The 24,563-nt window shown below is 63.0% G+C and carries 18 protein-coding genes; 8 read left to right on the top strand and 10 right to left on the bottom strand.

All coding sequences use genetic code 11. The features are described from left to right. Positions 1 to 25 precede the first annotated feature (25 nt). The 8 genes from NCT03_RS22445 to NCT03_RS22410 all read right to left on the bottom strand — a co-directional run bounded on the left by NCT03_RS22445 (position 26) and on the right by NCT03_RS22410 (position 8,994). Positions 26 to 1,489 carry an ATP-binding protein gene (locus NCT03_RS22445; protein WP_250493973.1) on the bottom strand — a complete coding sequence of 488 codons (1,464 nt, stop codon included), beginning with the start codon at positions 1,487 to 1,489 and terminating at the stop codon, positions 26 to 28. A gap of 54 nt (positions 1,490 to 1,543) precedes the next feature. Then, positions 1,544 to 1,963 (bottom strand): hypothetical protein, encoded by a 420-nt coding sequence (locus NCT03_RS22440; protein WP_250493972.1) that lies wholly within the window; start codon positions 1,961 to 1,963, stop codon positions 1,544 to 1,546. Between the two features lie 61 nt (positions 1,964 to 2,024). Then, positions 2,025 to 2,981 (bottom strand): helix-turn-helix domain-containing protein, encoded by a 957-nt coding sequence (locus tag NCT03_RS22435; RefSeq protein WP_250493971.1) that lies wholly within the window; start codon positions 2,979 to 2,981, stop codon positions 2,025 to 2,027. Between the two features lie 309 nt (positions 2,982 to 3,290). Beyond that, positions 3,291 to 3,977 carry a response regulator transcription factor gene (locus NCT03_RS22430; protein ID WP_244831250.1) on the bottom strand — a complete coding sequence of 229 codons (687 nt, stop codon included), beginning with the start codon at positions 3,975 to 3,977 and terminating at the stop codon, positions 3,291 to 3,293. A gap of 194 nt (positions 3,978 to 4,171) precedes the next feature. Next, positions 4,172 to 5,134 carry an HlyD family secretion protein gene (locus tag NCT03_RS22425; RefSeq protein WP_250493970.1) on the bottom strand — a complete coding sequence of 321 codons (963 nt, stop codon included), beginning with the start codon at positions 5,132 to 5,134 and terminating at the stop codon, positions 4,172 to 4,174. Positions 5,135 to 5,154: 20 nt separating this feature from the next. After that, a complete protein-coding gene (locus NCT03_RS22420) occupies positions 5,155 to 5,355 on the bottom strand; it encodes a DUF1656 domain-containing protein (protein WP_250493969.1) in 201 nt (66 codons plus the stop codon). Further along, positions 5,339 to 6,820, bottom strand: a complete 1,482-nt coding sequence (locus NCT03_RS22415) for an efflux transporter outer membrane subunit (protein WP_250493968.1) — start codon at positions 6,818 to 6,820, stop codon at positions 5,339 to 5,341. Before NCT03_RS22415 ends, NCT03_RS22420 begins: the two co-directional genes overlap by 17 nt. Then, complete coding sequence (locus NCT03_RS22410; protein ID WP_250493967.1) at positions 6,817 to 8,994, bottom strand: FUSC family protein; 2,178 nt, start codon at positions 8,992 to 8,994, stop codon at positions 6,817 to 6,819. Before NCT03_RS22410 ends, NCT03_RS22415 begins: the two co-directional genes overlap by 4 nt. Before the next feature lie 194 nt (positions 8,995 to 9,188). Here NCT03_RS22410 and NCT03_RS22405 point away from each other — a divergent pair, with 194 nt between their 5' ends. From NCT03_RS22405 to NCT03_RS22370, 8 genes are all read left to right on the top strand, one after another. Continuing rightward, a complete protein-coding gene (locus tag NCT03_RS22405) occupies positions 9,189 to 9,908 on the top strand; it encodes a TetR/AcrR family transcriptional regulator (protein ID WP_250493966.1) in 720 nt (239 codons plus the stop codon). A 179-nt stretch (positions 9,909 to 10,087) separates the two neighbouring features. Beyond that, positions 10,088 to 10,573, top strand: a complete 486-nt coding sequence (locus tag NCT03_RS22400; protein WP_250493965.1) for a VOC family protein — start codon at positions 10,088 to 10,090, stop codon at positions 10,571 to 10,573. Next, positions 10,570 to 11,799, top strand: coding sequence for an FAD binding domain-containing protein (locus tag NCT03_RS22395; protein ID WP_250467920.1), 1,230 nt, complete (start codon positions 10,570 to 10,572; stop codon positions 11,797 to 11,799). The genes NCT03_RS22400 and NCT03_RS22395 overlap by 4 nt, the downstream gene beginning before the upstream one ends. Before the next feature lie 16 nt (positions 11,800 to 11,815). After that, a complete protein-coding gene (locus NCT03_RS22390; protein WP_250493964.1) occupies positions 11,816 to 12,181 on the top strand; it encodes a DUF485 domain-containing protein in 366 nt (121 codons plus the stop codon). Continuing rightward, the gene (actP, locus tag NCT03_RS22385) at positions 12,178 to 13,821 is read left to right on the top strand and encodes a cation/acetate symporter ActP (RefSeq protein ID WP_250493963.1); all 1,644 of its coding nucleotides are present in this window, start codon (positions 12,178 to 12,180) and stop codon (positions 13,819 to 13,821) included. Before NCT03_RS22390 ends, actP begins: the two co-directional genes overlap by 4 nt. Before the next feature lie 37 nt (positions 13,822 to 13,858). Continuing rightward, positions 13,859 to 14,962 (top strand): amidohydrolase family protein, encoded by a 1,104-nt coding sequence (locus NCT03_RS22380; protein WP_250493962.1) that lies wholly within the window; start codon positions 13,859 to 13,861, stop codon positions 14,960 to 14,962. 152 nt (positions 14,963 to 15,114) lie between these two features. Further along, positions 15,115 to 16,029 carry a helix-turn-helix transcriptional regulator gene (locus NCT03_RS22375; RefSeq protein WP_250493961.1) on the top strand — a complete coding sequence of 305 codons (915 nt, stop codon included), beginning with the start codon at positions 15,115 to 15,117 and terminating at the stop codon, positions 16,027 to 16,029. 200 nt (positions 16,030 to 16,229) lie between these two features. Then, entirely contained in the window at positions 16,230 to 18,020 is a 1,791-nt protein-coding gene (locus tag NCT03_RS22370; RefSeq protein ID WP_250493960.1) for an ATP-binding protein, read from the top strand. Here the strand turns inward: NCT03_RS22370 and NCT03_RS22365 are convergent. Both NCT03_RS22365 and NCT03_RS22360 read right to left on the bottom strand, forming a co-directional pair. Further along, positions 18,007 to 18,828 (bottom strand): alpha/beta fold hydrolase, encoded by an 822-nt coding sequence (locus NCT03_RS22365; protein WP_250493959.1) that lies wholly within the window; start codon positions 18,826 to 18,828, stop codon positions 18,007 to 18,009. The genes NCT03_RS22370 and NCT03_RS22365 overlap by 14 nt on opposite strands. Before the next feature lie 139 nt (positions 18,829 to 18,967). Next, positions 18,968 to 24,553 (bottom strand): AAA family ATPase, encoded by a 5,586-nt coding sequence (locus tag NCT03_RS22360; RefSeq protein ID WP_250493958.1) that lies wholly within the window; start codon positions 24,551 to 24,553, stop codon positions 18,968 to 18,970. Positions 24,554 to 24,563: the final 10 nt, after the last annotated feature.

The raw sequence follows: 24,563 nt of genomic DNA, 5'->3' as shown, positions 1-24,563 counted from the left end.
TCCCGTGGCTCGCGTCGCGGCAGATTCATCGGGAAGCGGCCGATACCAACACGAGCCTGCCGCCGCGCGCCGCAGCACCTAGCGTTCGCATGCGCGGCTCAGTGCGTGCAGACGTCACGACGCTAGCATCGTCGGACTCGCCCGACTTGCGCAACGCATAGTCGCGCGTCGTCTCCAGCAGGAAATAGTCACGAGTCGTGCTGTCGAACGAAGTCATCAGAAGACACTTCGAGGCGAGGCCGACGATCGCCTCCATGACCTCGTTTCGCGATAACCATTCGCACGCGGCGACTGTACAAGCCTCATCCAGCGAAAAGCGGTCGGGGAATACGGCGAGCCGTCGCAGCACTACGCGTTCGGCCGCGCCGAGCAGTTTGTAGCTCCAGTCGAGCGAAGCGGCCAAGGTCTGCTGCCGAGGCGGCGCAGTCCTGCGCCCGCCCGTCAGCGACTGGAACCGATCATCGAGTTCCGCAGCCAGCCTGCGTATGCCGAACACAGCCGCCCGCGCCGCGGCGAGTTCGAGTGCCAACGGAATGCCGTCGAGCCGGCGGCAGATCGTCGCGAGCATGTCGAGACTGCCACGGTCCCGTTCGACCGACACATTCAACGCGCTCATCTGCGCGAGAAACATCCGCACCGAGGCGCTGGCGAGAATCGCTTGCGAGGTGGACTCGACATCGGGCATGTCGAGCGGCGCGACCCGGTAGCACTTTTCGTCGTGCGTGCGCAGTGGCTCACGGCTCGTCGCCAAAATTCGCAGCGCCGCGCACGCTTCCACGAGTTGTTGGGCGAGCGACGCGGCTGCCTCGATTACATGCTCGCAGTTGTCCAGCAACAGCAGTATCTTGCGGCTCTGAAGATCCGTGATGAGCGCTTTGATCGAACCATCGCTCATGGAACGGTCGATGCCAAGTGCTTCGGCGATGGCATACGCGACCATGCGCGCATCGTTCACGGCCGCGAGCGAGACGAAGCACACATCGATCTTTGCGTTAGCCGCAATCGAACGCGCCGCCGCGATGCCAAGCTGCGTCTTGCCAATACCGCCCGAGCCCAGCAACGTGACGAGATGCGCTTCCTGCAAGGCACCGACGATCTCTGCAAGCGCGCTCTCGCGTCCGATCAAAGCCGCGCGACCATGCGGCAGGGCATCGAGATGCGTCGCTTTCGGATCCATTGAATCGGCAGGCGCGGACACGTCGACCGCATTCGCGAGCCGATAACCTCGACCGGACACGGTATGGATAGCCTGACCGTCAGCGCCGAGGACACGCCTGAGCGTCGAAAGCTGCACATGGATGTTGTTCTCGCCGACCACCGATTTCGGCCACACGTGGCGCAGAATCTCATCCTTCGTGACCGTTTTGCCATTTGCGCGAATCAGCAATTCGAGGATGTCGAACGCGCGCGAGCCGACCTCGAGCAGTCGCCCATCCAGACGCGCCTCGCGCATTTCCAGCGACACTACGATTCGACCGATCTTGATCATGCCGCACTCACGCCTGGTTGATTAACGGAACCGCCACGTTGCGCGCATGCGCAATCAGTCCTCGTACGGACGAGCATCCGCGGATACGAGACACACGAAGGCGCTCGCCTTCAGCACGCATTCCACCGAAGACAGCAGAAACAGCAGCGGCGACACGCGGAACTCGACCGGCAGCCCGAATGACATTGCCATCAGACCGATCGTGCAGAGCAACGCATAGACGATGCGCGCGACGCGGCTGCCAGTCAGCACGAACCCAACGAGCGCCAGCCACAAGAGTTTGCCGACGATGCATGCAAGCGCATCGCGCGCCGAGAGACTGATCCATAACTCGAACGGCAACTCGACGAGCGCCCATAGACCGGTCGCGAGAATCAAGCGGCGCGTCCACGCCCCAAGCGCGATGCGGCCGCTCAAGAACGTATCGGCAGAACTGGCTCGTCGTGAGGAGACTGGATCGTCGAGAAAGCGCATGACAGTGGTTCCTTGGCGGACTTCCGCGCGTAACGACGCGGCCTTTATCGAACAACACGCATTACCCGGCGACGTTCGTCTTCGTCTTCCAGCAGTACGGGGTATCGCCGACCATTCGCTTGAATACGGTCGTGAAGTGAGCCTGCGAGCGGAAGCCGCAACTCAGGGCGACATCGAGCATGTTTTGCTTCGACTCGCGCAGCAGGCGCTGCGCGTATTCCACGCGGCGGCGCAGGAGAAACTCGTGCGGCGGCATGCCCGTCGCGCGGCGAAACTGCGAGGCGAAATGCATGCGCGTGAGCCCTGTGCTGCCGGCGATATCCGCGAGGCCGATCGAATCGGCGAGATGGGCATCGATAAATTCGATCGCGCGATTGAGCCGCCACGCGGGCAAGGCGCTGGCCTCGCGCTTTTGCCGGTCGGCCAGCGTGAAGTGCCGTGCAACCAGGCGCGACACGATGGCGAAGCTGACGCTATCGGTGAACACCTTGCCCACCGCCGCGTCCTCCGATTGCGATACCGCAAGCGCCTGTCCGAGCCGTTCCAGCGCGGGGTCGCGCACGAGCTTGGGATCGTCGATACGAATATCGCCTGCATGCGGCCGCCTGAACATGTCCTCGAAGCATTCGCTCAAGACCTGTTGCCCGACGAAAAGATGCAGCACGTCGGCAGGCGACTCGAACACGGCGCTGCAGCGCACGTCGGGCGCCGTGATCTGCACGGCCCCGGCGGCGACGCGTCCGCGCACGAGCGTCTTGCCTGCATGAGAAAACGTGAGTGACGTGCACTTGAGACTCAGTGCGATGCAATGATGCGTCGCGCTCTCGACACTTGCGACTTCCACCGGCGACTTGTCGTTGCAGGTCCATCGCGAGAGGAGAATGCCGCCGCGCGGACGGCTGCTGGCAGCGTCGTCGGGAGGTGTGCGCCATGCATGTTCCATTCCGATTCCGTTCGCCCAACTCTTCTGCGCGACCTCGATTACGGGTTCGGGATACGACATCGACGAAATGGTCATGACCGGTCATCCAGTGAAGTTGTTTGAGCGACTTTGCATGGACTCCACGGTATCGCACGGCAATTCGTACAGCCAGTCGTACGTTGGGGTGGCTTGAATGACCGATGGTTGGTTCAGATCATACGGAGGTTTAGTCGGGTTTCGATGCGGCGCGGGCGGGTTGACTAGCGCGAGGTCTGGCGCGGTGCGGTGTTCAGACGGAGGCGGTAGGTGAGTTATACGTGCGTATAGGGTGTGAGCGGTTCGTCGTCGCGTGATTCAGTACGCACACTGCGCAGTGCCAGTCGCCCTCGCCCAAGGCCAACCACCTCAAACCCCACCCCGCGCGCGCCTCACCGGCAATGCGACTCCCAACGCCTCCGCCTTCCTCACGAAATCAGCAAGGGAGCGCGCCCCCATCTTCCGCATGGCCTGCCCGCGATAGATTTTCACGGTGATCTCGCTCAGGCCCATCTCCGCCGCGATCTGCTTGTTCATGAGGCCCGAGGCGACGAATGCCATGACCTCACGCTCACGTGCCGTCAACGTGTCGTAGCAATGCCGCAAATCCGCTACCGAACGGTTCGTCGCGCGACGCTGCGCATCGTTGGCCAGCGCCTGTTCCACTGCATCGAGCATGTCCTGATCGCGGAACGGCTTGGCCAGGAAGTCCTGCGCGCCGGCCTTCATCGCCTTGACCGTCATCGCGATATCGCCATGCCCCGTCATGAAGATGATCGGCAGACTCAGTTCGCTCGATGCAATCTGCTCCTGCACCGCAAGTCCGCTTTGTCCCTTGAGACGCACGTCGAGGATCAGGCAACTCGGCACATCCGGCATGTCGAACGCCAGAAACTCCTGCGCGGAGCCGAAGGTTTCGACCTTGAGGCCCACCGAACGCAGGAGATTGCTGACGGCTTGGCGCATCGATTCGTCGTCGTCCACCACGTACACCATGGCGCTCGCGGTGTTGTTACTGGCGTCAGCGCTCGCATCGCTGCGCGGATGACTGCTCATCACATCTCCCTTCGTGAGCGGACAGAAGAAGATGTAAAGGCGCGCGGCCTTTTACATCGCCGAAAGCGCGCTGGAAGGAGCGGTCGAAGTGACGCGCTCCAGGAAAAGCGTGCTTCCCAAGCGATGATGCGCGAGGCCATCCACGCGACGGTACTTATTTTTCCTTAATCGTTCAAAAGGCGGCGCCGCGACGCTCACCCACGACCGCTCCCATGCGGCTGCAACGTCACCGTGCAAGTCATCCCCATCGCGAGCCTCATTCCCTCGGGAACACGATCGATATGAATCCGCACCGGCACTCGCTGCGCGAGCCGCACCCACGTAAAAATCGGGTTGACGTCGGCGAGCAAATCGCCGCTCGTCGGATTGTCACGGTCGGCGATCCCGCTTGCGAGACTATCCACGTGACCTTGAATGTCTTCACCGCCCGATAGCAGTCTGATCGTCGCCCGATCGCCCACTTGCACGTGCGGCAGCTTCGTTTCCTCGAAGTAGCCGTAGACCCAGAACGAGTGCGAGTCGATCAGCGCCATGCGCGCGGTCCCGGCCGTGGCGAAATCGCCCGGATAAAGGTTCAGGTTCGTGATGAAACCATCGGACGGCGCGCGCACCTCGCTGCGCGTCAGGTTCAGCGCGGCCGTCTCTTGCGCCACTACCGCTGCCTTCACGGCTGCCTCGGCCGCGTTGTAGGCGGCGACATCGGCGGCATGATCCGACGCCGATTGCCTCGCAAGCGATGCCGAATCCAGCCGGTTTTCGTCCGATATCACGTCGCCCGCAAGATTGGCGCGGCGCGCCGCCTGAGCGCGTTTCATCGCAAAACCGGATTCGCTTGCGGCCATGCGCGCCTTCGCCTGCGCCATTTGCGCCTGCGCACGCGCGAGATCGGCATCGGCCTGCGCCATGGCGTAATGGAAGCGAGCCGGATCGAGCACGAACAGAATGTCGCCCTTGCGCACGAGCTGGTTGTCCTTCACGCGCACGTCGCTGACGAGGCCGGAAACATCCGTCGCGACTTGCACGACCTGCGCGCGCACGCGTCCGTCGCGCGTCCACGGCGAGTACATGTAGTCGAGCCACAGCATGCGAACCAGCACGATCGCCACGACCAGTATCGTGAGCGTGAACCCCGCGCGCAGGATGGATTGCGTTTTCATCTTGATGTCATTGGGTGGTTTCATCGCCATGCGAGCAGCGAAGCGCCGCTGAACATCGCAGCGAAGAGCGCGACGCGAAAGAGGCTCGCGTGCCACGTAAAGCGATAAAACCCGAGCCGCGCCAGCACGAGATCGAGAACGACGAACAGCAGCACGCAGCCAGCAAGTATCGGCAGCAAGCCGGGCATGAGAAGCGAGAAGACGTCAATCTCGCGTGGCATCGGCGACTCCTTGGGTTGCTTCCCGCGGCATGGACGATGCAAAGCCGCCGCCCAGTTCCTTCATCAATAACGCCCAGGCATCGAGACGTTTCGCCCGAATCGTCGCGAGGCTTTGTTCCTGCTGCAACTGCGCATCCTGCGCGGCCAGCACGTTCAAAAACTCGGTGATGCCGCTGCGATACCCCGTGTCGGCAAGCTGAAACGACTTGCGCGCCGAATCGAGCGTGTCCTCGATCGACGCCTGCTGCTCGCCGAGCGAACGCAAGGTTACGACTTGCGTGGCAACGCCCTGCATCGCGCCGATCACGCTCTGGTTGTAGGCGTCGACGGCGGCATCGCGCGACGACACCGCGACGCCGTAGTTGCCGCGCCGCCGTCCGCCGTCGAAGATCGGCAGCGAGATCGCCGCGCCCACGCCGTGGCCCATGCCGTTGCTATCGACGAAGTTGAAGAAGCCGCCGAAAGTCGCCGCCGATCCCAGCGATGCCGTCGCCAGCAAGTTGATGTCCGGATAGAAATCCGCATGCGCCGCGTCGATGCCCTTGTCCGCTTGCAACACGCGCCAGCGCCCGGCCACCACGTCCGCGCGATGCCCGACGAGCTCGGCCGGCAGCGTCGCCGGCAGATCGACCGGCACGCTCAGCGCGAGGCCGGGACGGCGCAAGGCATCGGCATAACCCGGCCCCTTGCCCGCCAGCCCCGCAATGCCGATGCGCGAAAGCGCGAGTTGTTGCTGCGCTTCCTGCACGCGTGTCGTGCTCATGGCAAGTTGCGTCTGCGCCTGACTGACTTCGAGACCGCTGCCGACGCCCGCATGCCAGCGGCGCGTGGCGATATCGAGCGTGCGCTGCTGTTCGTTCTGCACGTCGCGATAGACATCGAGCAATGCGTATTGCAGCGACAACTGCACATAGCTGCGCACCACGGCCGTCTGCAGCTCGACTTCGGCGAAGCGCGCGTCGGCCGCCACCGCTTGCACGTTGTCGAGCGCGGCTTCGCGGATCGCGCGATTCTTGCCCCACAGATCGAGATCGTATGAAAGGTCAGCCTCGACGTTGTTGCTCCACACGGTCGTGCCGCCAGGCGGCGCGGGCGTGGTGTAGCGGGCATAACGTCTGCGCTCGAAGCTGCCGTTCGCGCTGACTTGCGGCAACTCGGCCGCGCCTGCGATCTGCGCCTGAAAACGCGCCGCGTCAATTCGCTCTTGCACCGCGCGCAGCCCGGGATTGCCTGCGGTCGCGTCCTGCACCAGCGTATCCAGCTGCGGGTCGTTCCATTGACGCCACCACGCGTCGGCGGGCCATTTCGCATCGGCTTGGGTCGCGCGCAGAGCGGCACCGGCGTCGAGCGTGGCGGGGTCGATCATCGACTCGTGTGGGTGGATGCCGCCGCTCGTGATGCAGGCGGAAAGAAGCAGCGCGCAGCCGCTCGACGACAAGACCCACGACAGGCGGCGCGTCTTCATGCCGGCGTCTCCTTCGTTTGCCATAACGCGAGGCTGTCATCGCGCAAGGTCAGCTCGGTGAAATGCAGCAACGCGCGCATGCGATACCGCTTGAGCGTCGCCGTATCGGTCGCGATGTTGTCTCCGAGCGGCAGCATGTCGAGCGCCCGGCGCGTCGCTATGAGCGCGTTCTGCGCGGCTTCGGGTGTCGTGTTCGAGAACACACTCGCCAGCGCCGCAAGCCATGCGTCCTGTTCCGCCGCCCAGCCTTCCGGCAAGGTCGCGCCGAGTTGCTCGGTGTCGAGACGAATCTGAATCATCGAGCGGCCGATTTCGAGCGCCGCGAACGCCCAGCCGATCAGACGGTCACGATTCACGCGGGCATCGACCGGCGCGGATGCAATCTGCAAGATGAAATCGCGCAAGCTCAGTTCGAATGTATAGAGCAGGTCGGCCAGGTCGCCATTGCGCGCGTCATGCACGATCAATCCGCGAATCTGCTTCATGTACTGCGCGGAGATCCAGTCGCCCGCGCGCGGCACGAGCACCGAGAACGCGACCGCCGCCACCGCGATTCCGCCTAGCAGCGCGAAGCCGGTGTCGAGATAAGCGCTCGGGTTATAGATCGTCGGGTTCGTAATGCCGACGATGAAGCAGAAGTACAAGCTGAAGCCGAGCCCGAGTATCGCCGTCTTCGGGAACGTGTTCAGATAGCTGCCGATCATCACCACGATCGCCATCGACGCCGCCAGCAACTCGAACGTCTCGATGCGCGGCAGCACGAAGAAATTGAACGCGAAGCCTGCAAGCCATCCTCCAAGACAGCCGCCGAAAATTTGCCAGCTCGCAACCGTCGGGTTCGGTGCAAGCGCGAATAACGCGCTCGTGATCGCCACCGCGACGATGGCGGTTGCGCCTCCGACCCAGCCCGAGGCGATCCACGCCGCGCCGACCGCAAGCACGGCGACGGCGGCGCGCGCACCGGCGATGGTCGCGGCCGTGCGATTAGCCGTGGCCCGAGTCCTGCCGATGCGGCCGATTGCCTGCAGCACCGACTGCGACCACGGCAAGCGGCCGATGGTGCGCGCGTCGATATAGCTTCGGCACATCAGGCGCAGATCGGCCATCGAAAAGAACAGTGCCGCGCCCGTCGTCGATACGAACTGACGCTGATGCGCCGACAGATCCGCGAGCGCCTGCAACAGCTTGCCGAGGCGCGTGGGCAAGGCATCCTCGAAGGCATCGAGATCGCGCATCAGCGTTTCCACCGCTTCGAGCGTGACGAGTTGCGCGTCTGCCTCGTTCGGCACGACGGCGAGCAACGCGTCGATGAGATCGTAAGCGGCCGCGAGAGCGCGCGGGTCAGCTTCGGCGGCGACACTTAACTTCAGTTGATGCAGCGCGTGAATCCACGCGACGGTATCGAGAAAACCGCGGTCGAGATCGAGATAGACATGGTTGTGAAGACGGATAGCCGGGTCTTCGAACACGGCGCCGCTGCGCAGGCTTTCCACTTCCACACGCTCGCGAATCAGCGAGAGGAAGGTGTCGAAACCGGTAAGCGTCGCGGTGCGGTCGAGCATCGCGTGCATGGCGTTGAGCAAGTCCGTGAAGTTCTTGCGGCTGGCCGCATAGAGCGCGGGCGTGACAGAGCGCGGAAAGATCACCGCGCTGACCACGCTCGCGCAGACCACGCCGATCACCACCTCGCTCACGGTGAATACGACGTTGTCGTACACGCCATAAGGATTGGACCACGCCGGTATGGCCGTGATGGCGGTGCCGTATCCTGTCAGCACGAAACCATACGACTGAAAATTGCGGTAGTAGGACGCGCCGAACACGCACACGCCGATCCACACCGCGAGCGCGATCAAAAAAAGCCACGGCTGCTGCGGAAACAGCGCGATGAGCACGAGCCCCGCAAAGCTGCCGCACACCATGCCGAGCCCGCGATAGAAGCCACGCGCGATCACCATGCCGCTTTGCTGATGCATCATCACGATGATGCACGAGACCATGGCGGTGGCCGGCGTGCGCAGTTCGAGCCGCATGCACACGCCCATTGCAAGCGACATGGCAAGCGCCACTTTCGCGATATGCCTGAAGCGGGGTCCGTCGTCGTTCCAGTATGTCTTCAGCTCTTCCCGCCATCGAGGCAGGGCCGCGCTGCCGGCATCGGCTTGCAGGGTCATGGGGCGCTCGTCGCTTGTTCGTGCGGATATTCGCGTGGTATGGAGTCTGCTGCGAACGCGGACCAGGCAATTGCACAATCGCACGCTTTTTGCGCATGCGCTGCATGAAATGACCGGCCATGAGACGTGCTCGCGTAGTCAGGTCCGGCTAATCTTTGTATGATGCGTCCCAACACAACAGGTACCAGCCAGCCATGCCGAGAAAAGCGCGGAACAGCGAAACCCCGCCGAAGATCGAAGACGTCGAACAGGAAAAGCTCGTCACGCGCCGCTTGGCGCCGGAGGTTCGCGAACGGCAGATCGTGCTCAAGGCCGTCGATCATTTCGCCACGCATGGATTCTCCGGCAGCACGCGTGAACTCGCGCGTCAACTCGACATCACGCAGCCGCTTCTGTACCGCTACTTTCCGAGCAAGGAAGCGTTGATCGACCGCGTGTATGAAGAGGTCTATCAGTGGGACACGAGCTGGGAGAACCTCATCAAGGACCGCGACCTGCCCATTCAGGAACGCATGGTGCGTTTCTATTCGGCGTATTCGGTGGTGATCCTGCGGCGCGAGTGGATTCGCATCTTTATCTTCGCGGGACTGACGCGCGAAGGCATCAACTCGAAATATCTGACGCGTCTGCGTGAGCGCGTGTTTCTTCCGGTGATGGCGGAGATTCGTCTTGCCTATGGACTGCCCGCGCCCGCCAGCGCGCGTCAGCGGGAGATCGACCTCGAACTGATCTGGAGTCTGCACGCCAGCATTTTCTATCTCGGCGTGCGCAAGTGGATCTACGGTCTGCCCGTCACCGACGACGTTGAAGATCACATCGCGCGTCAGGTCGACGCCTTCTTGAACGGCGTGCCCGCCGCGCTCAAACGCGCAACCAAGCAGCCCGCGCGCATCAAACCGGGCGCCAAAGCCTGAGTCCGCTTCCAGGCCGGCAAACGCGCCGGCCGTTCGTCTTATTCCCATCGCATCACTCCCGCCTCGTGGTTTTTCAGGGTAAACACCGGCGATGCGCCGCTTTATCCCGCTCCCCGCTTCACCTACAATTTATCAAACGATCACTAATCGATCGATAAATAATTTTTCAGGAGCCGAAGATGCCTGTTACGAAACTTGCCCACTACTCGATCCGCACGACCGATCTCGAACAGTCGTGCCACTTCTATGAACGCATCCTCGGCTTCAAGCGCGGCTATCGTCCGCCCTTCGACTTTCCCGGCGCGTGGCTCTACAAAGGCGGCGACGAAGTGGACTTCGGCACGGTTCATATCATTGGCGTGGATCCGAACAATCCCGAAGGACTCACCGCATATCTCGGCGACAAGGCCTTGCCCGCGAGCGGAACGGGCACGGTCGATCACATTGCGTTTCTCGCGACGGGCGTCGAAGAGACGTGGCAGACGCTGACGAGCGAAGGCATCGCGTGGCGCGATCGCACGGTGCCGAGCCTCGGCTTGCATCAAGTGTTCATCGAAGATCCGTCGGGCGTGACTATCGAACTCAACTTCCCCGCCGAAGAACTGAGCCGCCTCACGCATGCACGACCGTCGAGCAGGCAAAACCCCGTCAGCGAAGGAGAATGAGCATGGTCCAGAGTTCCAAACGATCCAGAGCGATCATCGTCGGCGGTTCGCTCGGCGGCCTTTTCGCAGCGAACCTGCTGGTGCGTAACGGCTGGGATGTAGACGTGTTCGAGCGCGTGCCGGATGAACTCGCCGGACGCGGCGCGGGCATCGTGACGCATCCCGAACTTTTCGATGCACTCGGCGCAGCCGGCATTCAAATCGACGATGGCATCGGCGTGAAGGTGCGTTCACGCGTGACCTTTGCGCAGGACGGCGCGGTGCTGTCCGAACGCGATCTGCCGCAAACGCTGACCGCGTGGGGCAAGATGTATCACGTGCTGCGCGCTGCGCTTCCCGACGTGCACTATCACGCTGGAGTAACGGTGGCATCGGTGGAAGATGACGGCGATCGTGCAACCGTCACGCTCGGCGACGGGGCGGTATTGCATGCCGATCTCGTCATCGCGGCGGATGGCTTCAAATCGGCTATTCGCGAGCGCTTGATGCCCGAAGTGAAGCTGCAATATGCCGGTTATATTGCGTGGCGCGGTCTTGTCGATGAAGCCTCGCTTTCGCGTGAAACTCGCGACGCGCTCTTCGACAAGTTCGCGTTCTGCCTGCCGCCGCGCGAGCAAATTCTCGGCTATCCCGTGGCCGGCCAGGGCAATAGCACGACGCCCGGCGAGCGCCGCTACAACTTCGTGTGGTATCGCGCAACGAGCGAAGATGTCCAGCTTCCCGATCTGCTGACCGATGCATCGGGCAAGCGCTGGACCGGCGGCATTCCGCCGACGCTCATTCGCGCCGACGTGCTCGCCGACATGGAAGACGCCGCGCTCACGCTGCTCGCACCGCAATTCGGCGAAGTCGTGACGCGCGCGACGCAACCGCTCTTTCAGCCTATCTTCGATCTCGAAGTGCCGCGCATGGCGATCGGCCGTATCGCGCTGCTGGGCGATGCCGCGTTCGTTGCGCGCCCGCATTGCGGAATGGGCGTGACCAAGGCAGCCAGCGACGCCATGACGCTCGTCAAGGCACTGAAGACGCACGGCGATGTGCAAGACGCGCTTGCCGGCTACAGCCTCGAACGCACGCAAGTGGGCACGGCTATCGTGCAGCACGCGCGCCATCTCGGCGCATACATGCAGGCGCAGTTGAAGACGGAAGTCGATCGCGAGATGGCCGAGCGCTACCGCACGCCCGATGCCGTCATGCGCGAGACCGCCGTTCCCGCGCGGTTCTGATGACAAAGGAGACGACGTGGATCACAGCGCCCCAACCTATGCGATGAACGCGCACGTCATCGCCGAAGAACCGCCGCCGCACATGGCGAACCCGTTGCTCGACGACCCGCGCTTTCACGCGCTCGTGCAAAAACGCCGCGCCTTCTCGTGGATGCTCACGCTCCTCATGCTCACGGTGTACTTCGCCTTCATCCTCACGCTGGCATTCGCGCCCGCGTTGCTCGGCCGGCCGATTGCCGCCGGTTACCCAGCGACGTGGGGCATTCCAGTCGGCTTCGGCATGTTCGTCTTCACGTTCGGCATCGTGGCGGTGTATGTCGCGCGAGCCAACACTTTCCATGACCGCGCCGTGAACGAAATCCGGCAAGGAGCACGGCAATGAAACGTATCTCTCTTTCGCTCGGCGCGTTGATGGGCGCTGTCACTTCGATCTCTGCCGATGCCGCCGAAGTCGCGTCGGCGTCACGCTCGCATAATCCGATAGCGATCGGCATGTTCCTCGTTTTCGTCGCATCGACCTTGTTCATCACGCGCTGGGCGGCAAGAAAGAACCACAGCGTGTCCGATCACTACGCTGCGGGCGGCAAGATCACCGCGTTCCAGAATGGCTGGGCAATAGCGGGCGATTACATGTCGGCCGCGTCGCTGCTCGGCATTTCCGCGCTGGTCTTCACGAGCGGCTACGACGGCCTCATCTATTCCATCGGGTTTCTCGCGAGCTGGCCGATCATCCTCTTTCTGATCGCCGAACCGTTGCGCAACCTCGGCCGTTATACGCTCGCCGACGTGGTGTCCTATCGCCTGCAACAACGGCCGATTCGTGCGTTCGCCGCGTCGAGCTCCATCGTGATCGTGCTGCTATACCTCGTCTCGCAGATGGTCGGCGCGGGCAAACTCGTCGAATTGCTGTTCGGCTTCGACTACACGGCGGCGGTCGTGCTGGTCGGCGTGCTGATGGTGGTGTACGTGTTCTTCGGCGGCATGCTCGCCACCACATGGATTCAGATCATCAAGGCAGCGCTTCTACTGGCGGGCGCGGCTTTCATGGCGTTCATGGTGTTGAGCCGCTTCGGCTTCAGCATGAACGCGCTCTTTGCACAGGCGATCCTCGCGCATCCGAAACACGCCGCGATCATGAGCCCTGGCGGTTTGGTATCCGATCCCGTCTCCGCCGTTTCGCTCGGCCTCGCGCTGATCTTCGGCACGGCCGGACTGCCGCATATCCTGATGCGCTTCTTCACGGTCGGCGACGCCCGCGCCGCGCGCAAGAGCATTCTGTACGCGACGGGCATCGTGGGAATCGGCTATGCGCTCATCATCGTCATCGGCTTCGGCACGATTGCGCTCGTGGCGACCGATCCGCTCTATCACAGCGCATCCGGCGGCGTGATCGGCGGCGTGAACATGGTGGCCCTGCATCTGGCGCATGCGGTGGGCGGCAACGTGTTCCTCGGCTTCATGTGCGCGGTCGCGTTCTCGACGATCCTGGCCGTGGTCGCGGGCCTGACGCTCGCCGGTTCCTCGGCGGTATCGCACGACCTGTATGCGAACGTGCTGCGCCGCGGACGCGCGACGGACCGCGAGGAAATGCGCGTGTCGCGGCTCACCACGCTCGTGCTCGGCGTGCTGGCCATCTTGCTTGGCATTGCGTTCGAGAAGCAGAACATCGCGTTTATCGTGAGTCTCACGTTCTCGATCGCGGCAAGCTCCAATTTTCCGGTGCTGTTGCTGTCGATCTACTGGCGCGGCCTCACCACGCGCGGCGCGGTGATAGGCGGTTCGCTCGGTCTGATCTCGGCCGTCACGCTCACCATCCTGAGCCCGACCGTCTGGGTCCAGGTGCTTGGTCACGCGCACGCCATCTATCCGTACGAATATCCCGCGCTCTTTTCCATGCTCGTCGCCTTCGTGAGCGTGGTCTTCTTCTCGATCACCGATCACTCGGCGCGCGCCGTGCGCGAACGTGCGCTCTATGGCAATCAGCTCGTGGACTGCGAGCTCGGCATGATCAAAAACGGCTGAGACAGGCCGATCGAATTCCATCACGGAGACATGACTCATGGATTGCACTTGCTGCATCTCGCCGAAGCGCCGTCGTCTGCTTGGAACCATGGCCGCGCTCGCGGGCGGCTTCGCTTCGGGCCTTCCGAACGCATCCGCCCGAGCCAATGCGACAGTCAAAGGCAAATCGATCGACATTCACGCGCACTATTACCCCGAAAGCTATTGCGAACTCGTCGGCAGCGACGGCGATAAATTCGGCGGCAAGTTCACCTGCGATGCGAGCACCTTCAGCTTTCAGACGCCTGCTGGCGGCCTCGGTCCGCTGCCGCTCAAATTCATCCGTATCGACGAACGGCTTGCCGATATGGACGCGTCCGGCGTCGACGTACAGGCGCTCTCGCTCAGCGTGCCGATGGCCTATTGGGCCGACCGCGCCTTCAACGCGAAGCTGGCAACGACATGGAACACGGCAGCATCCGCGGTGCACGTGCAGCATCCGACGCGCTTCGTCGTCCTCGCGACGCTGCCGATGCTGAACGCGCACGACGCCATCGACGAACTCGAACGTGCGTCCGAATTGCCGGGCGTACGCGGCGTCTATATGGGCACGAACATCAACAACCGCGATCTCGACGATCCGTTGTTCGAGCCGGTCTTCGCGCGCATCGAACAACTCGATTTGCCGGTGTTCCTGCATCCGCAACAGACGGTCGGCGGCGCGCGGCTCACCGACTTCTACCTGAGCAATCTGCTCGGCAATCCATTCGATACCGCCATTGCCGGATCGCATTTGATTCTCGGTGGCGTCATGGACAGGCATCCGCGACTCAACGTCACCTTGCCGCACGCGGGCGGCGCGTTGCCTATCCTCATGGGCCGTATCGATGCGGGCTGGAACGTGCGGCCCGAAACGCGGAGGCTTGCGCAGAAGCCGAGCAGCTACCTGCGCCGCTTCAATTACGACACGGTGTCGCATTCCGGGCCGGTGCTCGATTTCCTGATAAAGAACATCGGCATAGACAGGCTCGTGCTCGGCAGCGACTACTGCTTCGATATGGGTTATGAACAGCCGGTCACGTTTCTGGACCGCCTAGAGCTGCCGCCCGAGCAGAAGAATCTGATCCTCGGCGGCAACGCGGCGCAATTGCTCAAGATATGAGATTGACGCCCGGCGACTGAACGAAAATTAATATTTGTCGCGGACAATTTCCAAGATAATCCACGGATTCCGCCGGTTATGACCATCGCTTGATTATGGCAACGCAAACGCCGCATGCGTGAGTGCAGCGTGACGAGCAAGGGTGACGGACCATGTTCAACCAGACAGATATTTCCAGCACCACGGCGCCGCGTCAGAAAGACTCGCTCGGCTGTCTTTCGACGCAGCTGCACAAGGACCTCGAACTGCGCGCGGGCGACTTCACGTTCTATCGCAAATGCAGGCGCGAGGAAAAGACGAGCGAAGTCGTCACGCCCGCGTCCGATCGCGGCTTTCTCATCGGTGTCTCGCTCGCGGCGGGACATCGCCGGCGCATCATCACGGGTAGCCGTTCGGCGCTGCACGAGTTCAGGAAGGACTCGGTCTATATCCGCAATTTCGAGGACGACTACCGCGCCGATCTGCATGGCGCGTTCGACTTCGTGCTGATGGAATTTTCGCGGTCGTTCATCGTGAACACGGGCTATGAGCGAAACGGCACGACCATTTCCGGCTTCTCGGTGCCGCCCGGACGCGAGGACGCCATCTTCGGCCAGCTCGCGCAGGTGCTCGCGCTGACGCTGGATCGTTCGTCCGAGACCAGTGCGCTTTTCCTCGAACAACTCGGCGTCACCATCGGCACGCATCTCGTGGATCGATACGGCGACGCGACCGTGAAAGCGCTCAAGCCGGGGCCGCGTCTTTCGAGTATTCAGGAAGCGCGCGCCAAGGAGATGCTGCTCGCCAAAACCGATGACAACGTATCGCTCGAAGCCATCGCGAGTGCATGCAACTTGTCGCGCAGCTACTTCATCCGCGCGTTTCGCGAGACCACGCAGCGCACGCCGCATCAATGGGTGCTGGAGCAACGCATCGAACATGCGCGCATGCTGCTTCGCAAATCGACGTGGTCGCTTGCGGAGATCGCCATTGCATGCGGCTTCTCCGATCAAAGCCACTTCAGCCGCACGTTCTCGCAACTGGTCGGCACGCCGCCCGGAAACTGGCGCAGGCAAGCGGGCAATTGACACAGCCTTTCTTCAGTCGATACCTCGCGTCGTCACATCCATAGACTTTCATACAAAGCATCGCACTTACGTGCAATACGCATGAACGGCGCTGCGCTAACTTGATCGTGCCGAGGCTGCGCACGCCACTTTCTTATCCTGCGCCGACCTTAGCTTCTCCCTCCCGTCTCGCTCCCTTTCCCCAACCTGGAAACGTCACGATGCAAATAGGCGGATTTCAGATCGATCTGGAGATGCGCGCCTTATGGCGAAACGGCGAACTCGTGCGTCTCGGCTCGCGCGCTTTCGATATCCTCGCCGTGGTCGCGGCGGCTGGCGGCCGTCTCGTCTCGAAGGACGAGGTGATGAACGCCGTATGGCCCGACACCGTCGTCGAGGAGAACAATATTCATGTTCATCTCTCGGCGTTGCGCAAGGTGCTCGGCGCGGACCGCGACCTGATTCTCACCGTGCCCGGCCGTGGCTATCAACTCCTGCAACGCAAGCCGAGCACGCCATCCGATGAAGCGCGGCTCAAGCCCGCTTGCGGCCGCCGTCTTCCGCCGCAAAAATCCGCGTTGCTCGGACGCGATACGGAAATCGCCACGATCCGCGCCATGCTGCGCAACTCGCACGTGTTGACGGTGACGGGCGCGGGCGGCATCGGCAAGACGCGGCTCGCTATCGAGGCGGCCCGTCATAGTGCCGAAGACTTTCCAGAACCGGTGTGCTTCGTCGAACTCGCCGCGTTGACGACGCGCGAGGGCGTGCTGTGCGCCATCGCGGAGAGTTGCGGCATTGCCTTGCCCGATACGCAAATCGATGTAGCGCGCGTGGCCGCGACACTCGCCGGCCAGTCGAAACTCCTGCTGCTCGATAACGCCGAACATGTGGTCGGCGCCGTGGCGCAGATCGTCGATGCACTCGTCGCCGGCAACGAAAAGCTGCGCGTGCTGGTGACGAGCCGTGAGCCGTTGCGCGTGATGGCAGAGAGCATCTTCCGAGTGGAACCGCTCGACGTGCCTCCCGCCGATGCCGCGGACGCCGATATTCTCCGATGCTCCGCCGTGAGCCTCTTCATCCTGCGCGCCGATTCGTTGCAGGAAAGCGTGGCGACCGACAGCGCGGAGATCCGGCTCGTCGGTGAAATCTGCCGGCGTCTGGACGGCCTCCCGCTTGCCATCGAACTGGCCGCCGCGCGCGTCGCCGCGCTCGGCGTGGAAGGCGTCTGCCGCAGGCTGGACGACCGCATGGCGATTCTCGCGGGCGGTTACCGCACCGCGCTGCCGCGTCATCAAACCTTGCGCGCCACTTTCGACTGGAGCTTCGCGCTGCTGGACCGCGACACGCAATCCGTGTTCTGGCGGCTCGCGCTTTTTAGCGGCAGGTTCTCTTTCGAGTCGATGTGCGCGGCAGTCTGCGACGAAGAGCACACGACAGCGGACGCCATCGGCGGCATCACCGAACTGGTCGCGAAGTCGCTCGTGAGCGTCGAATTCGAGCGCGCCACCGCGCGCTATCGTCTGTCGGAATCGACGCGCGCCTATGCGCTGGAAAAGCTGCGCGCCAACGGCGAATTGCGCGAGATCATCCGCCGCAATGCGCGTCATGTTGCACGACAGATCGCGGCCACAGCTTGCGGCCTCGACGACCATCCGGCCGCCTTCCAGCACACGCTGGACGATGCGCGCGTCGCGCTCGACTGGGCGATGTCCGTGGACGGCGATGTCCGCGTGGGTATCGAACTGGCGTCGCATCTCGTCGGCGCACTAAGCGACGCGCATCTGTTCGAGGAGTGCCGCATGCGCGCCGCGCTCGCCGTCGATGCCATCGCGAAGCTGCCGGCGGGAACGGCAGACGCAGCGATCGAGAAGCGGCTGCGCGCCGCGTTGACAGCGGCGGCGCCCGTGGTCCACGAGACGCCGCCGCTGCCTGCGCGACCCGCCCGCTGGTCGCTTTCCAGGCGCTTGCACAAGCCTGCGCTGACCGCCACGCCGCTTACGACTGGATGAACTCCAGCAGGTCCGCGTTGACGCGATCCGCGTGCGTGGTGCACATGCCATGCGGCGCGCCTTCGTAAATCTTCAGCTTCGCGTTCGGCATGAGCTTCAACGAGAGCTTGCCGGAATCGTCGAGCGGAACGATCTGGTCGGCGTCGCCTTGCAGCACGAGCGCGGGCACCGTGACCTGCTTCAGGTCTTCGGTGAAGTCCGTCTCCGAGAACGCCTTGATGCAGTCGTACATGCCTTTGATCGAACCCAGCATGCCGAGCAGCCAGAACGAATCGATCGTGCCTTGCGACACTTTCGCGCCGGGCTTGTTGAAGCCGTAGAACGGCATCGCGAGGTCCTTGAAGAACTGCGCGCGGTTATGGTGCACGCCTTTGCGAATGTCGTCGAACACGGATAGCGGCAGGCCGCCCGGGTTCGCTTCGGTCTTGAGCATGATCGGCGGCACGGCCGAAACCAGCACGACCTTCGACACGCGCTTTGCGCCATGACGCGCGATATAGCGCACCACTTCTCCGCCGCCGGTCGAATGGCCGACCATCATGATGTCTTGCAGATCGAGCGCTTCGACCAGCTCGGCAAGATCGTCGGCATAAGTGTTCATCTCGTTGCCGTTCCACGGTTGCGATGAACGGCCGTGGCCGCGACGGTCATGCGCGATCACGCGATAACCGCGTTCGGCGAGGAACATCATCTGCGCGTCCCACGCGTCGGCATCGAGCGGCCAGCCGTGAGAAAACGTGATCGCCGGGCCCGTGCCCCAGTCCTTGTAATAGATTTCCGTGCCGTCCTTGGTCGTGATGTAAGCCATGTCCGCTACTCCTTCTCGATTGATTGACCGGCCCGTGCCGGTGTGTCATGCGTGAAGGGAGTATTCGCGATTCGTGGCACGGCACGCTTGGTTATCGCCCGGCTTTTGTGGATTTGCACGATAGCTTCACGCAACGACTTCAAGCGACCGCCGACAGCGTGAAGACGAACGCCGTCCCACGCGGATACGCCGGTCCCGCGGTGAGCGTCCCGCCATGCGCCTCGATGATCGACCTGCAAATGGCGAGCCCCATGCCCATGCCGGTGTCCTTCGTGGTGAAGAACGCGTCGAAGATGCGCTCGGCAATGTCTTCGCGAATGCCATCGCCGTTGTCCTGCACGGACACGATCACGGTGCCCCTGTCGTCGATGCAGGACGTGACGGCGAGCAGGCGCTGACGCGCATCGAGATGGCTCATGGCATCGGCGGCGTTCATGACGAGATTGAACAGCACCTGTTGCAGTTGCACGCGATCAGCCGTTACCGAACAACGCGCAGCCAGATCGAGCCGCACGAAGACACCGCGTTGTTCTATTTCCGCCGCCGCCAGTTCGAACACTTCGCGCACGACGTAATCGATATAGACCGGCGCGAAAATAGGCTTGGTTTCCTTCGCAAGCGTCTGCAATGCGCGGATGATATCGCCCGCCCGCTTGCCGTCCTTGACGATCTCGCGCAGGCCGCTCGATGCCTCGGCCAGATCCGGCTCGGGCCGGTTGAGCCAGCGCACGGACGCACTCGCGTTCGACACGATGGAAGCCAGCGGCTGATTGATCTCGTGCGCGATCGAAGCGGCGAGTTCGCCCATCGTCGATGCGCGCGATGCCTTCGCCAGTTCGCTCTTCGCGTTCTGCAAGGCGAGTTCGGTCATGTGCCTTTCGGTCAGGTCGGTGACCACGCCGACGAAGCTGCTCACGCCGGACGGTTCGCCCAGCACTTCGAGATGCTTGATGGCGCCGTCCGGCGCGACCACGCGAAACTTCTGCCGGAAGGGCACGCGCTTGTGCGCGGCACGCTCGACCATCTCCCGATAAAACGCGACGTCCTCGGGATGAATGCGCTCCATGATCGCGCGTGTCGCGGGACCGCTCGCTTCTATTGGCAAGCAAAACACGTTGTAGAGTTCTTTCGACCAATAGCGCTCGCCCGTCAGCGTGTTCCAGATATAGCTTCCCGAGCGGCCTATCCGCTGCCCGAGCGCGAGCGCTTCCTCGCTCATGCGCAAGGCCGCTTCCGTTTCCTTGCGACGCTTGTTTTCTTCGAGCAACTCGGCATAAAGACGCGCCGTTTCGAGCGATATGGCCGCCTGCGACGCGAGCAATTCGAGCACCGAGGTGCGGCTCTCCGTGAACACGCCCGTCGTCAGATCGTTTTCCAGGTAAAGCGCGCCGACGGCATGCCCTTGCTTCACGAGCGGCAGACAGCATACGGAACGAACCGGCCTGCTGGACAAGGCTGCATCGAAGGAAAATCGCGGATCGTGCTGCGCGTCTTCCACCACCACGGGCTTACGCGTGCGCAGCGCCGTGTACAGGACCGAAGCGGGCAAATCCTCGCGCACGGGCGCTTCGCCGGCCAGCTGAACCTGTACGCCCTCGGGCGTCTCCTGTCCGCGCGCTTCGGCCACGGGCACGTTGCCTTGCATGAGAATCAGGATGCCGCTGCGCGCGCCGGCGTGAACGATAGCGAGCGTGACGAGCGTGCGGATCAGCTTGTCGAGCACGATCTCCTCGGAGAGCGCTTGCGACGACTTCAGCGCCGACAGCAAATCGAAGCGATGCTGCGCATCCTCGATTTCGACCGATGGACGGGACGCCACCGGAACCTCGGGCAGCGCTTGACGCACGGCCGTCGCGCGTGCCGAACCCGCATCGCGTTCGAGTCGGCCGACGAGCGCATGCGCGCCCCAGCGCGCATAACCGTCGATCGCGCGCCGCCGATGTTCCCGCGCGGCCGTAAAGAGCCCGTTCGCTTCGCAGCACGCGCACGCCAGCCGATGCGCGAGTGCATCGATATGACTGAAGCCGCTTTCGGACGCTGCGGCTGCCGCTTCCTCATAACGCGCCAGCGCTTCGAGCGGCTTGGCGAGCAGACGAGCGATTTCGGCTTCGACCAGCAACAGCTTGTCGAGAAACGTCGCCGGATTGAGTTTCGCCCAGACCGTAAGCTTCGCGAGATGCGGTTCGATGCGCGCAATGGCTTCGTCCGCTTCGTACATTTGCGCGAGATTGAGCGCCGAATAGAAGTGATAGTCCAGTTGATGCACGTGCGCGGGCGTCGCCCACGTCAGCTCGCCGGCTTCAGCGAGGCAATACGACGCGTTGCGGTAATCGCCATGAAAGTAGCAGGACATGCCCTTTAGCAGCCAGATCCAGAAACGCAGCGTCGTCATCTGCGTGTCGAGCAGATCGGCGTCGAAGGTCATGCGTCCGTCCACCACCGAGCCGAAATTGCCCGGCAGTCCCGGCCCGCCCGTCAGGCTGTGTACGTATCGCTTTTGCAGTTCCAGGATGTCCTCGACATCCCGGAATCTCACGCGTCGCGCGAACGACAAACCCAGGTCGATTTCGCGATCGACCTGTTCGAGCGGTGCGCCCATCGTCAGCAGATCGGAGACGATGTGATTGCATGCGTAACAACTCATCGTGAGGTCGCCGCTCGGCCTGGCGGATTCGAACGCATCGCGCGCGCAGGCCAGCACGTAGGGCAGCGGCTGGGTCCAGACGGCGACCGTATCGAGCGCCACCAGCGTGCTCGTGGCGACCGTGTTGAAGCCGCGCGATTCGACCAGCGTGCGCGCCAGCCGCGAGAACTCGAAGCCTTCCTCGTAGCGCCCGAAGAACTCGGCGACATAAACGCCGAACCACGACAGACAGTGCGCCGATGCTGCCGTGATGCCGTGGTCGATGGTCATCTGCACCATGTGGCACAGATGCAGAAAACCGAGCCGTTCATCGACGAACGATGCGGGCGCGTAGACGCTCGCGAGCAGGTTCATCTCGGACTCGATCTTCTCGTCGCGCAACGTCGGCAGGTTCGCGAGCGAGGCGATGCTTCGCGATGCAAGCGACGCGTTGAGCTTGCCATACGCGGCTTCGACATCGGCGGCTTGCGGAAAGCGCGGCAGAACCGTGCCGAACAGCCGAACGCCTTCGAGCGCGGTTTCGACGGCGGCTTCATAGTCCGACAGATGCTGCTGCATGTCGACCTTGAGCTTGTAGACCGACGCGCGCGCGACGACAGACAGGTCCTCGCGCAAGAGCGTGGCGATCTCTTTACCGGCAGCGTCGAAATCGGCGTTCAGGATGTGACACTGCACGCGCAACACGCCCATTTCATAGGTTGCGGCGTGGGCCTGCGCCGCGCCGTTCGCGTGCAGCAGCGCCTGCACGACGTCCAGATAATTCAGCGCGGAACGGATAGCGATCGCTTCTTTCGCCTGACGCGCCGCTTGCAAACAGACCGTGGCGAACACGTCGGTCTCGTCTGCATCGAGTTCGAGAAGCGCGCCCGCCGCCTGAGCGCGTTCGATATGGTGCGCCACGTCGAACGCCGATTGCAGCGTCCGCGCATTGAAGTCTCGCAGCAAAATGCGCGCGATGCGGGCGTGTTCGACACCGCGCTCGTGCTCGGGCGTCAACGCATACGCCGCCTCTTGCACGCGGTCGTGAGCGAAGGCGAAGCCCGTGCGGTCGGATACGACGAGCCCTGCTTCGAGCGCGGGTTGCAGACGCCGCGCCGACTCGACGCCATCGCCGGGATCGATCAGCATGAGTGTCGAACGGTCGAGCCGTCGTCCCATGAACGCGAGCAGCCTGAGCACCGCCTGCGCCGCTGGCGGCAGGCGCGAAAGCCGCGTCACCATCAGATCGACGACGTTATCCGACGATTCGTACTCGCCGATACGTTCCAGGTCCCACGTCCAGCGACGCGCCTCGCCGTCGTAGACGATCATCCGATGTTCCGCCAGCACGAGCAGCAGTTGCTTGATGAAGAACGGGTTGCCGCCGGTTTTTTCGTGCACCACCGCCGCGAGCGGAAAGACATGCGCGGCATCGGAATGAAGTGCGTCGGCGAGCAAGGCCACGACATTCGCCGGATCGAGCGGCCCGACAGCCAGCGAACTCACGCGCGCGCCGGCATCGGGCAACGAATCGAGGAACGCCTTGAACCGTGGCGAGCGATCCACTTCGTTATCGCGATACGCGCAGATCAGGAGCACATGACGCATATCGGCATGCGCCACGAAAGCGGCGATGAAGTTCAGCGTGGCCTCGTCGAACCAGTGAACGTCGTCGAAGAAGAGAATCAGCGGATGCGCTTCTGTCGCGAACACGGACAAAAGCCGCGAGATCAGCGCCTGAAAGCGCAACTGCGCTTCCACGGGCGGCAACTCCGCTACGTCGGGCGGCTCGCCGAGCACGAGTTCCAGCTCGGGAATGAAGTTCACGATGAGTTTCCCCTGCAAACCGACCGCCTCGCAAAGCACGGCGCGCCAGCGGTCGAGTTCGCTGTCGCTCTCACCGAGAATGCGCTGAAAGAGCGAACGGATGGCCTGCATCAACGGCGCATAAGGCGCGTTCTGACCGTACTGTTCGAGCTTGCCGGAGGCGAAGAGCGCGGCACTCTGCGCGGTCGCGCGATGCACGCTGCGCACGAGTTCCGACTTGCCCGCGCCCGAATAGCCGGACACGAGGATGAGTTCGGCGGCGCCCTGTCGCGCGTTACGATCGAAGGCGTCCCGCAGCGCCTGATATTCATGCACACGTCCGAACAGACGATGCGTAAAGGCGAGATTCTTGACGTTGTCTTTCGCGGCCGGTTCGAACGGGACGATATGCTGCATCTCGTTCCAGTCGGCAAGACAGTGCCGCAGATCGGCTTCGAGACTCGACGCACTTTGATAGCGTTCCGCAGGACTCTTGGCAAGCAACTTGAGTACGATTGAACCCAGCACATCGGGCAATGACGCGCGGTAGCGGCGCGGATCGGCGGGCTGCCGCGCGACGTGATTGAAGATCCATTCAACCGCATCCGCCGCTTCGAACGGCAAGTGGCCGGTCAATAGCTCGTACAGGGTCACGCCGAGAGAATAGAGATCGCTGCGCTCGTCGGCCTGTTCTTCCGCGCGTCTCGCCTGCTCCGGCGACATATACGCCAGCGTGCCGCTCAAGGTATCGGCGTGGTCGATAGACTCTGCAGCTTCGCTCGTCGAAGCGCGAAAGCCGAGCAAGCGCACCGTGCCATCGGCGCCTTCCAGCAGGTTCGAAGGCTTGATGTCGCCGTGCAGAACGCCGCGTTCGTGCGCGAGCGCGAGCGACTGCGCCGCGCCCACGGCAATGCGCAGAAAGCGGCCGAGTGCAATCGTGCCATCGGCGCGTGGAAGAATCGGCGCGCCACCCTGGTCTTCATAGACGAGCACCGGCCCGCGTTCGAGCCTCAAGAGCGCGAGCGGCCGCACGGCCCACGCGGAATCGAGCTTCCCGGCCGGCGCAAACTCTTGCCCGAGACGCCGCAACACGGCATCGGAAGAAGGACCGGCAGGCGCCGCGACGAGCCAGGACCGCGCGCCGTCTTGCGTTCTCGCGCGATGCCGCACGATCTCGCCATCCACGAGCAGCGCTTCGAGTACGAGCTGATCGAACCAGAGCTGATCGAAATGCACGGCGATGCCGGAGCCAAACGACGCCTTGCGCGTCCCGTCGATGAATGCCTCGGTGCTCAATTCATCTCTC

This window comes from Caballeronia sp. GAWG1-1 (assembly GCF_023631465.1).
Lineage (GTDB): Bacteria > Pseudomonadota > Gammaproteobacteria > Burkholderiales > Burkholderiaceae > Caballeronia.
This window is presented reverse-complemented; position numbering and strand designations above follow the sequence as displayed.

Coding starts and splice junctions, on each gene's coding strand:
- NCT03_RS22410 (WP_250493967.1), bottom strand. CDS start 8,994: ATGACCCTGCAAGCCGATGCCGGCAGCGCGGCCCTGCCTCGATGGCGG.
- NCT03_RS22415 (WP_250493968.1), bottom strand. CDS start 6,820: ATGAAGACGCGCCGCCTGTCGTGGGTCTTGTCGTCGAGCGGCTGCGCG.
- NCT03_RS22400 (WP_250493965.1), top strand. CDS start 10,088: ATGCCTGTTACGAAACTTGCCCACTACTCGATCCGCACGACCGATCTC.
- NCT03_RS22365 (WP_250493959.1), bottom strand. CDS start 18,828: ATGGCTTACATCACGACCAAGGACGGCACGGAAATCTATTACAAGGAC.
- NCT03_RS22445 (WP_250493973.1), bottom strand. CDS start 1,489: ATGATCAAGATCGGTCGAATCGTAGTGTCGCTGGAAATGCGCGAGGCG.
- NCT03_RS22380 (WP_250493962.1), top strand. CDS start 13,859: ATGGATTGCACTTGCTGCATCTCGCCGAAGCGCCGTCGTCTGCTTGGA.
- NCT03_RS22435 (WP_250493971.1), bottom strand. CDS start 2,981: ATGACCATTTCGTCGATGTCGTATCCCGAACCCGTAATCGAGGTCGCG.
- NCT03_RS22420 (WP_250493969.1), bottom strand. CDS start 5,355: ATGCCACGCGAGATTGACGTCTTCTCGCTTCTCATGCCCGGCTTGCTG.
- NCT03_RS22395 (WP_250467920.1), top strand. CDS start 10,570: ATGAGCATGGTCCAGAGTTCCAAACGATCCAGAGCGATCATCGTCGGC.
- NCT03_RS22405 (WP_250493966.1), top strand. CDS start 9,189: ATGCCGAGAAAAGCGCGGAACAGCGAAACCCCGCCGAAGATCGAAGAC.
- NCT03_RS22440 (WP_250493972.1), bottom strand. CDS start 1,963: ATGCGCTTTCTCGACGATCCAGTCTCCTCACGACGAGCCAGTTCTGCC.
- actP (WP_250493963.1), top strand. CDS start 12,178: ATGAAACGTATCTCTCTTTCGCTCGGCGCGTTGATGGGCGCTGTCACT.
- NCT03_RS22370 (WP_250493960.1), top strand. CDS start 16,230: ATGCAAATAGGCGGATTTCAGATCGATCTGGAGATGCGCGCCTTATGG.
- NCT03_RS22375 (WP_250493961.1), top strand. CDS start 15,115: ATGTTCAACCAGACAGATATTTCCAGCACCACGGCGCCGCGTCAGAAA.
- NCT03_RS22430 (WP_244831250.1), bottom strand. CDS start 3,977: ATGAGCAGTCATCCGCGCAGCGATGCGAGCGCTGACGCCAGTAACAAC.
- NCT03_RS22425 (WP_250493970.1), bottom strand. CDS start 5,134: ATGAAAACGCAATCCATCCTGCGCGCGGGGTTCACGCTCACGATACTG.